Source organism: Micromonospora sp. BL4, from assembly GCF_003667505.1.
Taxonomy (GTDB): domain Bacteria; phylum Actinomycetota; class Actinomycetes; order Mycobacteriales; family Micromonosporaceae; genus Micromonospora.
On record NZ_RCVJ01000054.1, the window covers coordinates 22,528 to 39,942 of the forward strand.

General features: G+C 69.7%; 14 protein-coding genes. 4 read left to right on the plus strand and 10 right to left on the minus strand.

The features are described 5' to 3' along the window. The first annotated feature begins 76 nt into the window (after positions 1-76). Positions 77-790, plus strand: coding sequence for a hypothetical protein (locus tag EAD89_RS03070; RefSeq protein ID WP_121653480.1), 714 nt, complete (start codon positions 77-79; stop codon positions 788-790). A gap of 38 nt (positions 791-828) precedes the next feature. Here EAD89_RS03070 and EAD89_RS03075 read toward each other — a convergent pair whose 3' ends face one another. From EAD89_RS03075 to EAD89_RS03090, 4 genes are all read right to left on the minus strand, one after another. After that, complete coding sequence (locus tag EAD89_RS03075; protein WP_121674617.1) at positions 829-1,188, minus strand: hypothetical protein; 360 nt, start codon at positions 1,186-1,188, stop codon at positions 829-831. Between the two features lie 10 nt (positions 1,189-1,198). Then, positions 1,199-2,368 (minus strand): hypothetical protein, encoded by a 1,170-nt coding sequence (locus EAD89_RS03080; protein ID WP_121674618.1) that lies wholly within the window; start codon positions 2,366-2,368, stop codon positions 1,199-1,201. Continuing rightward, positions 2,365-2,880 carry a SigE family RNA polymerase sigma factor gene (locus tag EAD89_RS03085; protein ID WP_121653163.1) on the minus strand — a complete coding sequence of 172 codons (516 nt, stop codon included), beginning with the start codon at positions 2,878-2,880 and terminating at the stop codon, positions 2,365-2,367. Before EAD89_RS03085 ends, EAD89_RS03080 begins: the two co-directional genes overlap by 4 nt. 105 nt (positions 2,881-2,985) lie before the next feature. After that, a complete protein-coding gene (locus EAD89_RS03090; RefSeq protein ID WP_121674619.1) occupies positions 2,986-3,963 on the minus strand; it encodes a GlxA family transcriptional regulator in 978 nt (325 codons plus the stop codon). A 465-nt stretch (positions 3,964-4,428) separates the two neighbouring features. Between EAD89_RS03090 and EAD89_RS03095 the strand changes: the two genes are divergently transcribed. The 3 genes from EAD89_RS03095 to EAD89_RS03105 all read left to right on the plus strand — a co-directional run bounded on the left by EAD89_RS03095 (position 4,429) and on the right by EAD89_RS03105 (position 6,902). Further along, positions 4,429-5,067 (plus strand): HD domain-containing protein, encoded by a 639-nt coding sequence (locus EAD89_RS03095; RefSeq protein ID WP_121674620.1) that lies wholly within the window; start codon positions 4,429-4,431, stop codon positions 5,065-5,067. A gap of 83 nt (positions 5,068-5,150) precedes the next feature. Next, positions 5,151-6,089 (plus strand): NADP-dependent oxidoreductase, encoded by a 939-nt coding sequence (locus EAD89_RS03100; protein WP_121674621.1) that lies wholly within the window; start codon positions 5,151-5,153, stop codon positions 6,087-6,089. 93 nt (positions 6,090-6,182) lie between these two features. After that, positions 6,183-6,902 (plus strand): VOC family protein, encoded by a 720-nt coding sequence (locus tag EAD89_RS03105; RefSeq protein WP_121674622.1) that lies wholly within the window; start codon positions 6,183-6,185, stop codon positions 6,900-6,902. A 99-nt stretch (positions 6,903-7,001) separates the two neighbouring features. Here the strand turns inward: EAD89_RS03105 and EAD89_RS03110 are convergent, their stop codons facing one another. The 6 genes from EAD89_RS03110 to EAD89_RS03135 form a co-directional block, all read right to left on the minus strand. Continuing rightward, on the minus strand, positions 7,002-8,522 hold the full coding sequence (locus EAD89_RS03110; RefSeq protein WP_121674623.1) for a non-reducing end alpha-L-arabinofuranosidase family hydrolase: 1,521 nt from the start codon (positions 8,520-8,522) through the stop codon (positions 7,002-7,004). 305 nt (positions 8,523-8,827) lie between these two features. Next, complete coding sequence (locus EAD89_RS03115; protein WP_121674624.1) at positions 8,828-11,104, minus strand: hypothetical protein; 2,277 nt, start codon at positions 11,102-11,104, stop codon at positions 8,828-8,830. Between the two features lies 1 nt (position 11,105). Next, complete coding sequence (locus EAD89_RS03120) at positions 11,106-14,072, minus strand: hypothetical protein (RefSeq protein WP_121674625.1); 2,967 nt, start codon at positions 14,070-14,072, stop codon at positions 11,106-11,108. An 84-nt stretch (positions 14,073-14,156) separates the two neighbouring features. Then, positions 14,157-15,755 (minus strand): tripartite tricarboxylate transporter permease, encoded by a 1,599-nt coding sequence (locus EAD89_RS03125; RefSeq protein WP_121674626.1) that lies wholly within the window; start codon positions 15,753-15,755, stop codon positions 14,157-14,159. 20 nt (positions 15,756-15,775) lie between these two features. Beyond that, positions 15,776-16,237 carry a tripartite tricarboxylate transporter TctB family protein gene (locus tag EAD89_RS03130; RefSeq protein WP_121653172.1) on the minus strand — a complete coding sequence of 154 codons (462 nt, stop codon included), beginning with the start codon at positions 16,235-16,237 and terminating at the stop codon, positions 15,776-15,778. Between the two features lies 1 nt (position 16,238). After that, complete coding sequence (locus EAD89_RS03135; RefSeq protein WP_199733392.1) at positions 16,239-17,258, minus strand: tripartite tricarboxylate transporter substrate-binding protein; 1,020 nt, start codon at positions 17,256-17,258, stop codon at positions 16,239-16,241. Positions 17,259-17,415: the final 157 nt, after the last annotated feature.

The following is a 17,415-nucleotide window of genomic DNA, read 5'->3' on the forward strand; positions in this document are numbered from 1 at the left end:
CCCCGTTGCCAGACGAGGGTGGTCCGACGCACTAGCATTGCCGCGGTCCGGGACGGCTCTGCTGAAACGAGGCAAAATGCGTTGGCTGCGGCGATTGCTGGGCGGCGGGCGGGTCCAGCTCGATCCCGCACGGCAGCAGGCGCTGCTGCGGGATGTCCAGCAGCGGTACGGCGCCCACGCGCGGATCGGATTTCCCGAGCAGGTCGAGGCGATCACCGCATTGCTGGACAGCGACGACGGCCTGGTGGTGGCGGCTCGCATCGTGAGCCAGGTCGCCGACGAGGCCTACGCCGACCTGCAGGCCCAGGCTCAGGAGTTTCACCGCCGGACGGGCCGGCGGCTCCTGGTGCACCGCCGGAACTACCGGCCGCTGTGGAGGGAAGCCGGCGGGGCCCTGCGGTGGCCGCTGTTCGCGCTGCCGTGCGGCTTCCACCCGTACGCTCAGGTGGCCGCCGCCGTCACGGTGGTCGGCGACCGGGCGCGTCGGCTCGACCGGGTGACCGACCCGAACCCGCTCCTGACCCGCGTGTTCGAGGTGCTCGACCTCACCACCGCCGGCTGGGAGTACGGCCGGGTGCGGGTGGACACCGACGCCGCCGCCCTCGCGGATCGACTGATCTTGAGCGCCGGGCAGGTCCTCGCGGCCATGGACGACCCGCCCCGGCTGCCACCTCCGGTCCGCGAGCTGATGCGCCGCAACAACACCCTGGACGTGCACGATCCGACCGGTCCCCGGGCGGTGGGTGGCATCAATCCGGGCGCGACGATGCGGGAACGTCTCCTGGTCTGAGGGACACCGCGCCGGGACGGGTCGAGCAACCGCGAGTCCTACCGCAGCCACCGCAGTGCGGCGTCGGCAGTGTCCTCGGGGGTGCTGTTGAACGCGATGGCCGCGCCGGGAGCATGCTGCCGAACAAGGTTGACCACCTTCTCGAAGAGCTCCAGGAGCGGCTCATGCTTGCGGATCCCGCCCCCGATCACCACGCACGCGTAGTCCTTCCGGGTCAGCGCCTCGACGATCGCGCCCTCGGCGTCCTCGTCGGGGGCCACCAGGCACAGGTCGGCCTCGATTCCATGATCGGCGAAACGGGCCTGGCCACGTGCGATGGCCGATACGACCGGCTCCGGATCCCAGCCCGGGATCCGGACGGGATCGAGACCGACAACGAGCACGCGTCCCAGTGCCATGCACCCTCCCTCAGCGGTGGCAACGCCACACCAGCGGCCGGTACACCTGCTTCTCGTAGACGGCGCCGACCACGGTCAGACCGTCGTCGCTGATCCCGTTGGCCGTGTACGTGCCCGCCTCGGTCGCCCGGACCTCGGGCCGGCCCGGCAACCGGCGGGACGTGCCGTCCGGGGCGACGATCAGCGGCGCGCCGTCGCCGACCAGCAGGTCGCCGTTGCCGGCGATCCCGCTCGTCCCCGGAAACGGCAGCAGGCTCACCGCCCCGGTCGTGAGATTCCAACGTACCGGCAGCATCCGCACCGCGCCGCCCTCCTTGGGGCCGGGAACGCTGCCGACCGCCCATTCGCCGCGCGCCGAGTCGATCGAGGCGCGCGGGTAGCCGTCGGGCACCGTGAGCGCCGTCCCGGTGCCCTGTGGCGTCCACCGGTAGGGCAGTTGGCCCATCGCGCCGACGACCGTGCCGTCCTCGGTGATCCCGGTCGCGGCGGAGCCCGGCCGGCCGATCAGCCGGTACTCCTGCGGGCGGTCCGCCGACCACAGGACGGCGTGGTGCGAGTCGCCGGCTCCGCTGGCCGTACCGGCGATGTCGCCCCGGCCGTTGACCGCGTGCACGAGGACCGCGTGGTAGCCGGGCGGTGTGGCCAGCGAACGCAGCCTCCCGTCCCGGTAGACCCAGCCGGTGCCGTCGCCATCGGTGCCGACCACGTCGCCGCCGGCGTTGACCGCGGCCGCGTGCCGCGCGCCGGTAGGCAGGACGGCTGCCCGCCCGTCGGTCCAGAGCACGACCCGCCCGTCCTCCTGCCCGCTGCCGATGTCGCCGACGATGTACCGCCCGGTGGGGTCGACGCTGTTCGCCACGGCGACCGGACCGCCGATGGGCCGCGGCAACCACGACGCCGCGCAGGTGACCGGGGAGCCCTGGGTTGCCGACGCGGTCCCGTCCGGGGACGCCGCGAGGACCGGCGGTGCCGGAGCCGGCCGGCTGGCGGGCCGGTCGAGCTGGACGGCGCCCACGGCGCCGAGCCCGGCCAGGACCGTCACCGCGGCGATCCCGCCGACGCGGCGGCGCTGGCGGCGACGCCGGCCGTCGCGGATCGCGCGGCCCACGTCGACCCGCGGCGCCGGAACCGGCGCCGATCGCAGCAGTGCCGCGATTCGTTGGTCGTCCAACGTGGTCATCTCGTATTCCTCCCCGACATCTCGGTAACGTCGAGCACCTGGCGGACCGCCGCCAGCGCCCGAGCCGTCTGCGACTTCACGTTGCCTTCGGAGCAGCCCATCGCGGCGGCCGTGTCGGCCAGCGACAGGTCGCACAGGAACCGCAGGACCAGTACGGTGCGCTGGCCGCGCGGGAGGTCGGCGAGCGCGGCGACCAGGCTGTCCCGCTCGGCCAGCTCGTCGTGCGGCGTGACCGGCGGGCGCTCCGGCTCCGGCATCGACCCCAGCAGCCGGACCTTCGCCCAGCTCAACCGCTTCTCGTCGACGAGCTTGTGGACCAGCATCCGATGTACGTACGCGTCGACGTTGTCGGCGCGGCTGACCCGGCGCCAGTTCACGTACAACGCCGTGATCGTCTGCTGCACCACGTCGTCGGCCAGATGGGCGTCGCCGCACATCAGGAACGCGGTCCGATGCAGGGTCGGCAGTCGCGCGGAGACGTACTCCACGAACTCACGCTCGGCATCCACCATTCGGGGCTCCCTCCTCCGCAAGCTCGACGGGTCCGGACGACCGTCAGGTTGCGTCGACGGGAAAGTTCGGCGGAAGGCCAGATCAGCCGTGGCCGAAACGCGTGCCTAACCCGCGTCGTCGCGGCGGGTCGTGCTGAACCGGCGTTGGTGGGCGGCCGGGCTGATCGACAGCTTCCTGGCGAAGACCCGGCGCATGCTCTCGTAGCTGGGGAACCCGGCGAGGGACGCGGCCTGTGTCGCGGTGTGCCCCTGGTCGAGCAGTGCCCTGGCGAGGTCGAATCGAACGTTCTCCACGTAGCGGGCCGGTGTCGTGGACAGCTCGTCGTGGAAGAGCCGGGTGAGGTGCCGGGTGCTCACGTTGAGGTGTTTCGCGAGTTCGCCGAGCGAGTGGTCCGCGCGCGGGTTCGCCGTTACCAGGTCGGTGATCGTACGGAGAGCCGGCGAGCGGGGCGGCGGTCCTTGCAGCGGCGCCGAGAACTGGGACTGGCCGCCCGCCCGCTGCATGTACACCACCAGGGCGCGGGCGACGTCGCGCGCCAGGTCGGGCCCGTGGTCCTCTTCGACGAGCGCGAGAGCCAGATCGATGCCGGCCGTCACCCCGGCCGACGTGTACGTGGTGCCGTCTCGAACATAGATCGCGTCGGGCTCGACGCGGCACGTCGGATACCGGGCGGCCAGCTCGTGCGCGACCTTCCAGTGCGTGGTCGCGCGCTTGCCGTCGAGGACGCCGGCGGCGGCGAGAACGAACGCCCCGGTGCAGATCGAGGCGACCCGGCTGGCCACCGCCACCGGTATCCGTGCGGCGTCCGCCAGGTCGGCGGGGACCCGGGCGCGCGGATACAGGTCGGACCCGGCCACCAGCAACGTGTCGACGGCCGGCTCCGGGGACACGGCGCCGTCGACCGCGACCCGGATCCCGAGGCTCGACGTGACGTCCGCACCGGTCGGCGACAGCAGCGAGATTTGATAGTCGGCGCCGAACCGGTTCGCCTCCCTGAACACCTCCGCGGGACCGGCGACGTCCAGCAACGTCACTCCGTCGTAGACGAGGATCGCGACCCGATGCTGGCCGGCCTTCGCCACCCCCGTCCCGTCGGAGCCGGACCCGCGCGATGAGCGGCCGGACCCCGGCGGCACTGACCGCCGAGGGGTCGGCGAAACAGGAGGCATGGACACCGTTTATTGTTAGCACGCCATTATCGGGGACAACGGGAATCCTCGGGTGCGGTTCTGCTCACGTTACGAATATTGCGGATGAACGAACTGTCCGTGATCTTCGCCTGATTACGTGCGCAACGGGTCCGCAAACACCGCAGCCGCCGGGAGGCCGGTCCAGCAATTCCTCGTGCCGCGATTGATGACTGGTGACTCACGCGCTGGACCCGACCCGGATCCCGGTGCCGCGCGTGATGGAGCACACGACCGCGATTCGCGCTGTCCGGATATGAGGGATTCCTGGCCGGACGAAGGCGGCGCCGTACGACGATCGGTGGGCAGCATGGAGGTCGCAGACACGGATCGTGCCCATATTTCGGAAGGTCGAAGATCGTGCCAGAGATCATCGCGGGGTTGGAGATTCCTGAGACAGCGGCGGTCGCCGAGGCGACCCGGCGCATCCAGGAGTCGACCAGCCCGCTCATCTACCACCATTCCCGGCGGGTCTTCCTCTTCAGCCTGATCCACGCTCAGAAGCTTGACGTGAAACCGGACCCGGAGTTGCTCTATCTGGCGGCCATGTTTCACGACACCGGCCTCCTGACGCCCTTCTCCGACGTCGTGCAGCGCTTCGAGGTCGACAGCGCCGACCACGCGCGCACGTTCCTCCTGGACCGGGGTTTTTCGACGGCCGCCGCCGAGACCGTCTGGACGGCGATCGCGCTGCACACCACGCCCGGCATCCCCGACCGGATGGCCCCGGAAATCGCGACCACGTACCTCGGTGTCCTGACCGACGTGCTCGGCTTCGGCCTGGACGGACTCGAACGCGATCAGCTGAACGAGATCCTCGCCGTGCATCCGCGGGGGGATTTCAAGAACGGGTTCCTGCGAGCCTACGTCGACGGGCTGAAGAACCGCCCCGAGACCACGAACGGCACCGTGAACTCCGACGTGCTCGAACACTTCATTCCCGGCTTGCAGCGCGTGACGACGGTCGAGCGCATCGTCGGCTCGCCCTGGCCGAGCTGATCGGACACCGGCTTCGCCAGCGCGCGCCGACGGCGGGCCCACACCAACCCATTCCGACGTACCTTCCTGGAAAGGATTCGAGCATGCGAGCGATCACCGTACGAGACCGTGACGCGGGTGTCAGCGGGCTCACGCTGACCGACATGCCGCACCCGCACGCTGCGGAGAACGACGTCATCGTGCGGGTGCACGCCGCCGGCTTCACCCCCGGAGAGCTCGACTGGCCGGCAACGTGGACCGACCGCGCCGGTCGCGACCGGACGCCCAGCATCCCCGGGCACGAGCTGTCCGGAGTCGTCGTCGAGCTCGGCTACGGAACCACCGGCCTCACCGTGGGCCAGCGGGTGTTCGGGCTGACCGACTGGGCCCGCGACGGTTCCCTGGCCGAGTACGCCGCGGTGGAGGCTCGCAACCTCGCTCCCCTCGCGGCCGACATCGACCACATCGTGGCCGCCGCGCTGCCCATTTCCGGACTGACCGCATGGCAGGGACTGTTCGACCACGCCCATCTCCGGACCGGCCAGACCGTCCTCATTCACGGCGCCGCGGGCGGGGTCGGCTCGATCGCCGTTCAACTCGCGCGGGAGGTGGGCGCCCACGTGATCGGCACCGGCCGGGCCGACGACCGTGAGGTCGCGGTCGGCCTCGGCGCGCAGGCCTTCTTCGACCTGGCGGCCGACGACTGGCACCGGGCGGGCGAGGTGGACGTGGTGTTCGACGTCATCGGCGGCGACATCCTCGATCGATCGGCCGGACTGGTACGCCCGGGCGGCACCCTGGTCACCATCGCCGCGCCGCCCACCGTGCAGCCCAGGGACGGGCGAGCCGTCTTCTTCGTCGTCGAACCTGACCGCGCCCAACTGACCGACCTCGCCCAGCGCGTCCGGACCGGACGGCTCAACCCGATCGTCGGCGCCGTGCGACCGCTCTCCGAGGCGGCCTCCGCGTTCGCCCGCCGTCGCCGCACGCCCGGCAGAACGATCATTCAGGTCGCCGATCAGGAAGCAACGCCGGGCTCGTGATCAGCCTGCGAATACCACCGAACGGGCGTCCGACGGCGACGATCGGCCATTTCCATGTGCGACGGTTGCCCCGCGACGCCTAGGAAGGGAGGCATGACCAACGAAGTGACCGTTCCCCTGCTGCCGTGCGGTTCCGTCGACGACATCGCCGCCTTCTACGAGGTTCTCGGGTTCCGCACCACCTACAGTCAGCGCAAGCCCAACCCGTACGTGGCGTTGCAGCGCGAGGACCTGCATCTGCACTTCTTCGAGATGGCCGGATTCCAGCCCGACCAGTCGTACGGCTCCTGTCTCGTGCTCACGTCGGACATCGACGGCCTGCACCGGGCGTTCGCCGCCGGCATGCGCGCCGCGTACGGCAAGGTGCTGGTCTCGGGGATACCGCGGATGACCCGACCCAGGGCCCGGAAGAACTACGACGGGTTGGGCGGGTTCAGCGTCATCGACCCGGGGGGCAACTGGATCCGCGTCGTGCAGAACGCCACCGCTGCTCCCCCGCCGGCTGCCACACCTGAGGGCCGTCTGGCGAAGGCGCTGGCGAACGCTGTCGTGCAGGCCGATTCCCGGGGCGACGTCGCACAGGCCGTCCGGATCCTCGACAGCGCGTTGGCCCGCCCGCAGGCCGACGACGACCCGGTCGCTCGGGTGGAGGTCCTGGTCTACCGCGCCGAACTGGCGATGGTGCTGAGCGACCCGGAGACCGCGGCGGAGATGCTGGAGCGCGCCGAACACGTCGCGCTCAGTGCGGACGAGACCGTACGGGCGAGGTCCGCGTTCGAGGCCGCCGCCGACCTCGCCGCGGCGTTGGGGTGAGTCGACGTACGCGGGGCGGGTTCGGCCGTGCGCCGAGCCCGCCCCGCCATCTCCACCCGATCCTGATCGCGAGTCGCGGTTAGGACCTGTGACAGGCCGTCAGCGTTGCAGTGTCAGCAGACCCGGCCGGTAGGGCAGGAGACCGTAGTCGCCGCCGGAGTTCGGGGACCGCCCCTGGTAGAGCAACTGCAGATTGCACGGATCGACGGTCATGGTCTGGTCGGCGTTGCTGCGGATCAACTCACCGTGGCTGATGTCGTTGGTCCAGGTGGCACCGCTGTTGGCTCTGCCGGCGAAGGGATTGCTCTCGGTCGCGGCCTGCGGTGTCCAGGAACCGCCCAGACTGGTGGCCGTGAACGAGCGGAAGTAGCGGCCCTGCGAGCCGATGGCCTCGACCAGCATGAGGTACCGGTTCTGGCCCTGGAGCTTGTACACCTGAACGGCTTCGAACAGGTTGTTCGTGGTGTCGCTCATGATCACCGTTGAGTTCGAGCCGAAGCTGCCCGGGAAATTCCCGATGGGCATACTGGCCCGGTAGATCCTGCCGTTGTCCCCGGCGAAGAACAGGTACATGTTCGTGCTGTCGCCGATGAGCGCCTGGTCGATGGGCCCCGTACCGGAGCCGGAAATGCTTCCGGAGAAGAGCACCTGCTCGGATGACCATCCATTGGCATTGGTGGGGTCGCTCGACGTCCGGTAGGAGAAGGCGGTCCCACCCCACTGGTAGGCGAGCACCCAGATGTTCCTCGGCGCGAAGTAGAAGAGCGTGGGCGCGACAGCGGAGAAGGACATCGCGTTCTGGCTGGCCGAGGCCAGGTCGGACCAGTTGGTGAAGAGACCGAAGTTCATCGAGCCCCACCTCGTCCCGGTGTCGTGCGTCGTGGCATAGACGAGATGCCTGCCGTTGTAGGGGGCGTAGGTGAAGTCCTTGAGCGAGACCCACCCCGACCTGGGGTTCGCCAACTGGCCCGTCGACGACCAGCGGTACGTCGACGGCAGAGCGCACGTGCCGGGCGGCGGCGTGGTGGGGTTGCCCCCGCCGTCGACGCGGACGAGCTGCCACTGCTGGTTGCTGCCGTTCCAGTCGTCGTACTGCACGATGTTTCCGCCGTCGGCGGTCGACGCGCCCTGCACCTCCACCACCTTGTTGCTGTTCCGGTTGACCAGCCGGACGTAGCCGCTGTCGGAGTCGGCCAACCGGAACTGCTGGTTGGTCCCGTTGCCGTCGGTCCACTGCACGATGCTGGCACCGTTGGCCGTCGAGAAGTTGTAGACGTCCAGCACCTTGCCGGACAGCCGCGACTTCAACCGGTAGTAGCCACCGCCGGAGTCGACGAACTGCCACTGCTGCTGGTTGCCGTTGTTCCGCGCCCACTGGGTGATCCGCGCGCCGTCGTTCGTGGCCAGGTTGTAGACGTCCAGGGCCTTGCCGCTGTTGCGGTTGATCAACACGTACCACGCGCTCGTGTCGACCGTCGCCGCGGCGGCGGGCGTCGACACCACCGCCGCGGCGGCACCACCGACCACCATCGCCGCCACGCCGGTGGCGACGACCCGTAGCAACCAGCCACGCCGCCGGGGCGGCGGCGCGGGCGATGGAGACCGATCTGAGACAGACATGATCCTCCTCAATGACCAGGAGCCGAACGGTCCACCCGGAGATGGGCGCACCGCGACGCGTGGCCGGGCGGATGCATCGAGGATTGTCAGCGCTAACAAGACGTCTGCATGCCCTGGCGCACGCCGTGATTTCGAGGTCGACGAAGCGGACTTGCCCGGTCAGCCACAGATGCCGTCGTCCCTAGCCATCGACTGTGAGCGATAACATGCGGTTCGTCAAGTCTCAGCTCATCGATTGGCATCAACAGCTGGGTCTACGAGGAATACGTCAGCGCGACAACGGGTGCCCGGCAGATCACCCGGGTCTACTTGACCTGCGGCCACCCGTTGGCCGCTGTGAAGAGGCTCTCGGTGAGTTCGTCCCACGGCCGGAGCCGTGGCACCTTCTGGCCGAGGGCCTCGGCGAGGAAGCGGAAGTCCTCCTCCAGCACGTCGATGGTCCTCATGTAGGTGTGCGCGTCGAGCGACTTCAGCGTGAACAGCGTCGCGTCCGCGACCTGTTGCACGGTGAAGAGGTGCTCGGAGCCGTGTGGGATCAGGGTCCGCATGATGTCGGTCTTCGCCCGGTGGACGTAGCGGATCAGGTGTGAGGACGGGTCCAGACGGATCATCTCGGCGGCCACGCCGGCGTTCTTCGGCACGAGGAAGGCCTGGAAGGCCAGGTATTCCGGCACGGCCTCGGTCCACTCGCGGAGCCGCCGGAGAAAGCGCTGTTCGATGATGTGGTCCAGCTCGAACAGGTATCCGAAGCCGGACACGTCGCGGACCCGGTTCTGGAGCTCGTTGTACTGGTTGACACCCATCCTGGCCACGTTGTCGTAGTGGCCCAGCATCGCCGGCGTGAGGGTCACCTGGTTCGGCAGCCTGCCGTGGGCCGCCTTGATGACGGTGCGGTAGTCGTCGCCCAGGTGCGCCGTGAGGTAGGCGTGCACCCACTGACGATCCGTGGCGAGCAACCAGTCCAGCGGCGCCTTCGGGACCGTCGCGCGGCGGGTCGTGATGGTGAGGTACTGGTCGTACTCCCAGCGCAGCATCGAGTTGGCGAACGAGGCCATGTCCTCGGTGAACAGCGCGCGCACATCAAGGGCGAGGAGGTCGTCGGCCTGCTTCGAGGCCTTCTTCGCCTCCTGCAGCACATCCTGGACGCCCTTGGCCACCGCCGAGACCGCACGGGGGTTACCGGCGGCGGCTTCCAGCATCTTGGCGAGCTTCTCCTGTCGTGGCGCCGGTAGGTTCTGGAGCCGTTTCAGGAGCGCGCCGGACCGCGCGGAAGTGTCGACGTCGTCCACGACCCGGCGCAGGTCAGCCATCAACCCTTCGATGCGGGCGAGTTCCTCGCTGAGCCGCGCCGAGCTCCTGCCCAGGCGGACGTAGGCCGTCGCGCCGACCGACACCGCAGACAGAGTTCCGTACAGGATGATCTCGTTGGAGGTGACGCGAGTGCCCCAGAAGTCACGACCGGTGGCCATCATGAACGCGAGCTGTCCGAGCTCGTAGAGGTCACCGACGACGGGGACGAAGCTGAGCGGCACCTCGATCATCAACTGGAGCACGGACAGGAAGCCCGTCCGGTCGGGCAGCTCGTGGCGACGGAGCGTCCGCACGTCGGGGTCGAGGTCCGTGCCCTGGCGAGGAACCTTCTCGTGCGCGACCTTGCGGGAGTAGACGTACGTCGCCCGCGCGACGGCCTTCGGTCCGGCACGGACGGCCACCGTGACGTTGTCGTCGTGCTGGACGATGATCCGGCTGGCCGAGCCGTGGCAGCCAGCCGAGTAGGCGTACGCCGCGGGCTTGTCCGGGTCCTTGATCGTGACCTGTACCTGGAAGCGGCCTTCCCAGGACTGGATCACCACCCCGGTGGGCTGCGGCACGATCACCAGTCCGGGCGGCAGTCCCCGCTTCCAGACGTAGCCGAGGCTCACCGCCATCGTGTCGGCGACCCTGCCCAGGTCGCCCTCCACCGGGACGGGATCCTCGGCCCCCGAGACGAGCACGTACGGAGTGCCCATCACCGCGAGAATCGACTGCGGATCGCCGAACGACGGCGTCACCCGCGGATCCTGGTTGCGGATCACCGTGACCTGGGGCGTGAGGTCGCACAGCAGGGTGTCGGGATCGAGGACGTCGTGGCGCAGGTCGGACATGGGCCGACGCTGGTGATGCGACGGGTGGCACTGGCAGGAGGGCCCGGGTGAGGTGGTCACCGCCGAGAACGGGGACCGGGGTCGCGCGACGCGGAACGCGGTGAACGACGGCCGGTCCCGTCGTAGCTGCACGGTGACGTCCCGAGCCAACGCCATCAGCAGTACCGGCCGCCGGAAGACCGGCGACTCGGGATAGGTGACCCTCGCCGGGCCGCCTGCCGCCGGCAGCCAGTGCCACACGACCGGCGGGATGCCCAGCTCCTTCCAGCGCTTCGCGCTCGCCCGCCCGGGGCGGATCGTCCAGGTCCAGGAGACCTTCAGCGAGGTGTCGGTGATGGTGATGCGGGCGAGGTTGTCGGCCGGAAGCAACCGGCCGCTGAACGCGAGGGCGCCGGCCAGCGAGGGCATCGACGCGTAGGTGGCGCCGTCGCGAAGCACCCTACGGCTCCTCGTCAGGCACCCAGTGCCCGTCGGCCTGTCTCGTCCAGCGCGGCAACCCCTCCGCCGTGCGCAGGTGCATGAGGCTCGTGGGCACCCGCACCTCCCACGGCTCTCCGACGGGAACCTCCGAGCCGGGCACGCCCAGCCGTTCCGCTATCTCGTCCGCGATCGGCAGGTACGTGTCGTCGCTGACCGTCGGGAGCGGACCACCCTGCCAGGGGTCGCCGGTCTTGCGGAAATGGTCCACCGCGGGCTCGAATCCGGGCCGGACCGGCAGGACGAGCCGTGCGTAACCCGCCTTGAGGAAGTCCTCGAACTCCAGGTCGCCGTCGCGGATGTCGAGACGCTCCAGCCAGCTCGACCGCCGTCCCCAGAAGTACGGGTAGCACACCCAGGACATGTTCTCCCATTCGAAGGCCTGCTCGAAGAACCGCACGTAGGCGCCCTCGATGCCGGCCTGGTCGAAGCGGATCCGGGGCAGCCCGTCCGGGCCCGTCGTCGTGGCGTCGAACAGCTCGAAGTGCTGCTCGGTCAGGAGCGTGACGCACATCCGCTTGAGTTCGTCGACCATCGTGGCCCGGTTGCGGTACGCCTCCCGGCTCACGACCACGGGCGGCGCCGTCGCCTCGGCGGTGGCCAGCTTCGCTTCGTACTCGGACAGTCGCGAACGATAGGCCTCCACCAGTTGGGCGTGGGTCTCGTGCTGCCAGACGGCCAGCGCGCGCGGCGTCGCGGCGCAGGTGACCTCGACGGCGCACGCGATGTGTCCGACCTTGTCGGTGGTCAGCGCGAACGGGACGGCCTCGGTCTCCCCGTCCAGGTCGGTGATCCACACCCACGGGGACCCCTGGCCGAACCGGTGTGCACGTCGCCCCATGACGACATCGACGCTCCAGCCGTCCCAGATGGTGGTGACGACGCCGACCGATGCCTGCACCGCGCGGTATCCGTCGGGCACCTTGACCCTGGTGGAGTCGGTGAACTCCTGGGTCGACTCCTCGCCGCCGGTGTGGAAGTCGTACGCCTCGGTGGCGAACGGCTGCGGCGGCGGCTTGATGCCGGTGGCGCCGTACATCGTCACGAAGGACTGGTAGGTGTCCGGGTGCAGTTCCTCGGGGCGCACCGAGAACGGCACCGGCTCGACGATGTCGACGACCTCGGCCCGGCTGCGGCGGAACGCCTCGATGAGCTGCGCTCCGGGCTCGGGCACCAGCACGTCGTACAGCGTCCGCCTGCCGTAGTTGTAGACCTGAGCCTCGTAGACCTTGGTCAGCCACTGGTACACGCCCACCACGTGCTCGGCGCCCAGCGTGTTGTTGAACGTGTGCTGGTCGGTCTCCTCCACCTCGGTGGTGGTGCGGCGGGTCTGCCGGGTGAGGATGCGTTCGGCGGTCCGCTCGGCGGCGGTCTGGGTCACCTCGCGCGCCATCGTGCTCGCCGAGGATTCACTCTCCTCGGTGTTCCGCGTCCACGCGGCCTCGGCGCTGGCCTGGAAGTCGACGGTCGGCCCGTAGCTGCCGGAGACCGTGAGCGACCCTTTGACGTCGGAGCGCTCCTGCAGCAGGGACTGTGTCTCGCGCTGCATCTCGAAGCGATCGGTGGTCGTCAGGGAGCTGCTCTCCTCGTGCTCCTGCTCCCGCTCCTGGACGAAGATCGTCTCCGTCTCGGTCCGGGTGCGCCGGACCCGGTCCCGCGACTCGCTGCGCATCACGTTCTCGACGTACGCGATCTCGTCGCGTGCGTAGCCCTTGAGCTGCTGGCGCACCACGTACAGGTCCATGACGCCGGCGGGGCCCAGATCGGCGTGGGTGCGCGGGACCGGGTCCGGGACGGGCGGGCTCTCCAGGGGGTCGAAGAGGTCGAGCAGTTCCCGCGGGGTGCGGCGGCGAACGTCCGCGAGCAGGCCGTTGGCGCGTGAGACGACGACGTCGCCGCGTCGCCACCACGTGGCCCGGGGCAACAGTGACCCCACCAGGCTCTGCGCCGACTCGTGCAGCGCCCGTCGCTCCCGTAGCAGGGCGGAGACGACGTCGGGCAGATGGTTGGACGGATCGACCTTGAGGCCCTGGAGCGCCTCCTTGGTGCGACCGTCGAGCCGGTCGATGGTGGCCGTGTCGAGCCGTACCCCGACCGGGTCCGTCATCGGCAGAAACTCCGGGCGTCCACTGATCGCGATCTCCGCACCGGGCTGCGCCCGGATGCCGGGTGCCGGCGACGGCAGGTCCGGCAGCCTCAGGGACAGCTCGAGTTCCTTGCGGCGGATCGTCAGGTCACGCTCGAAGAGCGCCTGCGGTCGCAGGTTCTCCGGTGGCAGCACCTGTGGATACTCGCGCTGGGCAGTGCGCCGGAAGCCGCTCGCGGGCACGGCCGCCAGTTCGGCGATCGCCGCGTCGACGGCCTCGTGCCGGGCCGCCAGCTCTGCCAGCCGGTCTCTGATCACGACCGGATCGCGGGGTGGCGATGCCGGTCGGGGCCCGCGTCCGAACCAGGCCGGCAGGCGGACGATCCGCAACAGGCGCTTCTCGCCCGAGGAGATGTAGTCGTGGATGCGCAGGGCGTCGACGAGACGGGCGATCGGGCGGCGGTGTTCGGCCGGCAGCAGCTTGACCACCAGGACGCTGTCCTTGATGTCGGCGATGCCCGCCACCGTCTGCGGATCCGCGAGAAAGTCGGCGACCGGGCGGCCCAGGAGATCCGCGAGGTCGAGGGGCCTCTCGGACCGGGCCAGCGCCTCGCTCACGGCGCGCGTCGCCCCGACCACGCCCGTCGTCCCCTCCCCGGTCACGTAGTGCGGACCGGCGGCGAACTCCTCCGCCAGGCGCTTCATTCGCGCGAGGGAGTCCGGTTCGGACGCGACCGCGGCCAGTCGCTGTTGCAGCTCCGTGTCGGCGCTCAGGTCGAGCGCCTCCGGAGCGTCGGTCGTGAGCGGTTGCCTGACCTGCGCGAATTGGAACAGGGCTTCCATGGCCGGATGCTAGGCCCGGCCGGCACCCCGACTCAGTCACCTTCGCGACCAGGAAACCGCGGATGATGTTCACCAAATCCGTGCTCAGCGTTGCGGCGGGACCCGTGGCGGGAGCTCGTCGAGGTCGTCGTGCGCCCGCGGGCTGGGCGGCGGCACCGGGTTCGGGATCTCGTCGAGGCTCTCGTCCTCGGCGAACACGATCTCGCGGCGCTTGCGGATCGTCGGAAGGACGGCGACGACGAGCGCCGCCACGGCCAGCGCCAGGAACACGGCGGAGATCGGTCGGGTCAGGAAGACCGACGCGTCGCCGCGCGAGATGATGAGCGCACGCCGCAGGTGCTCCTCCAGCAGCGGGCCGAGGACGAAGCCGAGCAGCAGGGGCGCCGGCTCGCAGCCGCACTTGATCAGGATGTAGCCCAGGATCCCGAAGAACGCGATCGCGTACACGTCGTACGCGTTGAAGCTCAGCGAGTAGGTGCCGATCGCCGCAAACAAGATGATCATCGGGAACAACACCTGGTACGGGATGCGCAGCATGCGCACCCAGATGCCGACCAGCGGCAGATTCAGCAGTACGAGCAGCACGTTTCCGATCCACATCGACGCGATCAGGCCCCAGAACAGCGCCGGCTCGTCGGTGATGACGTTCGGGCCGGGGGTGATGCCGTGGACGATGAACGCGCCGACCATCAGCGCCATCACCGGGTGGGCGGGCAGCCCCAGGGTGAGCAGCGGGATGAACGACGTCTGCGCGGCGGCGTTGTTCGCCGACTCGGGACCGGCCACGCCCTCGATCGCGCCGCGTCCGAACTCCTGCTGCCGCTTCGAGATCCGCTTCTCGACGGCGTACGAGGTGAACGAGGCCAGCACGTGGCCGCCGCCGGGCAGGATGCCGAGCGCGGCGCCCAGACCGGTGCCGCGCAGGATCGGGCCGACGATCCGGCGGCGGTCCTCGCGGGTCGGCCACAGGTTCTTCACCGTGCTGACGATTGCCGTGCGGGTCCGCTCGTTCTCCAGATTGCGCAGGATCTCGGCCACCCCGAACATGCCGACGGCGACCGACACGAAGTTGATGCCGCCGTACAGCTCACGCTGGTCGAACACGAACCGGGGCGTGCCGGTGTAGATGTCCTGGCCGACCGTGCCGAGCAGCACGCCGAGCGCGATCATCGCCAGTGCCTTGAGCGCCGATCCGCGCGCCAGCGCGATCGACACGATCAGGCCGAACAGCACCAGCGAGAAGTATTCGGCCGGGCCGAACCGCAACGCGACGCTGGCCAGCGGTGGGGCCGCGACGGCCAGCGCGACGGTGGCCACCGTACCCGCGATGAAGGACCCGACCGCGGCGGCCGCCAGCGCCGGGCCGGCCCGACCCTGCCGGGCCATCTCGTGCCCGTCCAGCGCGGTGACCGCCGCCGACGACTCACCGGGCAGGTTGATCAGGATGGCGGTCGTCGAGCCGCCGTACTGTGCGCCGTAGTAGATACCGGCCAGCATGATCAACGCCGTGACCGGCTCGAAGCTGAACGTGATCGGCAGCAGCATCGCCACCGTCGCTGTCGGCCCGATGCCGGGCAGCACGCCGACCGCAGTCCCGAGCAGCACTCCGACGAAGCAGTAGAGGACGTTCTGGACCAGGAGGGCGGTCGAGAAGCCCAGCGCGAGGTTGTCGAGAAGCTCCATGCCTCAATCCGGATGTCCCGTCAGAACCCCAGCCACGGACCCCATAGCGGGATCCGCAGCTGCAGTCCGACGACGAAGATGAGCGTGCTGGCCACGGTCAGCCCGGCGGCCACGGCCACGGCCGTGAGCAGCCGTACGCGGGAGCTGGCCAGCGTGGTGAGCAGGGCGGTCACCGCCGACGTCGGTACGAATCCGAGGCGCCGGACGGTGAATCCGAAGAACAGGACCGCGAGCACGATGACGGCGACCGCTCGCCAGGGGATCGCCCCGAACGAGGTCACCTCGCCGGCGACGAGTCCCTTGCCGATGATCGCCAGGCCCAGGACGGCCACGGTCGCGCCGACCAGCATCGGAAAGGCCCCGGGGCCCATCCGTAGTGGGGTGCCCAACCCGTAGCCGAGCGCCCCCCACACGAAGGCACCACCAATCAGGACGAAGATTCCCCCGGCGAGGACGTCCGGCATCGACCGACGGCGCTCCACCTCAGGAGACCGTGACCCCGGCGTCGGCGATGATCTTCGCCCAGGTGCCGAGCTGCTCTTCGAGCTTGGCGCGATGCGCCTGCGGGGTCGCGTCCTCGGCCGGGACCGGCGCGGTGCCGAGCTTGGCCATCTGGTCGATGACACCCTGGTCGGCCAGGGCCACCTTCAGCGCCTCGGACAGCTTCTGGACGATCTCGTCCGGCGTGTCGGCCGGGACGTAGAGACCGTGCCACACGCTGACCTGGAGCTGGGACAACCCGGCCTCGGCCGTGGTGGGCAGGTCCGGCAGGCTCTTCACCCGCTCCGGCGTGGTGACCGCGTACGCCTTCACCTTGCCCGCGGCGATCTGGCCGCTGGTGTTGGTCGTCTGGTCGCACATGAAGTCGACCTGGCCGCCGACGAGGTCGGTCAGCGCGGGGCCGGTGCCCTGGTACGGGACCTCCTGGAGCTTGACCCCGGCGGCGGTCTGGAACAGCAGGCCGCACAGGTGGGATGCGGCGCCGATGCCGGCGTTGGCCAGGGTGACCTTGTCGGCGTTCGCCTTCACGTGGGCCACGAGGTCCTGGAGCGTCGCGGGTGCGAAGTCCTTGCGGGCGACGACGGTCATCGGCACCTCGGTGACGAGTCCGACCATCTTGAAGTCCTCGAGCGGCTTGTAGTCGAGGTTCTTGTACAGGGCGGGCGCCGTGGACATGCCGATGTGGTGCATGAGCACGGTGTAGCCGTCCGGATCGGCCTGCGAGACCTCGCCGGCGCCGACCGTGCCGCCGGCACCCTCGACGTTCTGGACGACGATCTTGCCGCCGAGCTTGGCGGCCATCGGCTCGGCGATCATGCGGGTGACCGTGTCCGTGGGCCCGCCCGCGCTGAACGGCACGACGATCGTGATGTTCTGGTCCGGGTAGCTCGAGGCGTCGCCGCCGCTGCCACCGCCGCCGTTTCCGGAGCAGGCGGCCAGGAGCGAGAGTGCGCCGAGCGCGGCGATCATCCGCGCGGCGACCCGATGCCTGGTCGTTGTCATATCGAGGCCTCCTCGTCGGCGCGTGCGCGTTGTCGGGCCTCAGTCTCGGCGGGCGGAGACGCGGATGGTGTCAGAGAAATCCCAAGGAATGCGCTCGATGTCAGAGGAATCCCAAGAACTCCAGGGCTGACATGAGCGTCGATACAGGCCGTACAAT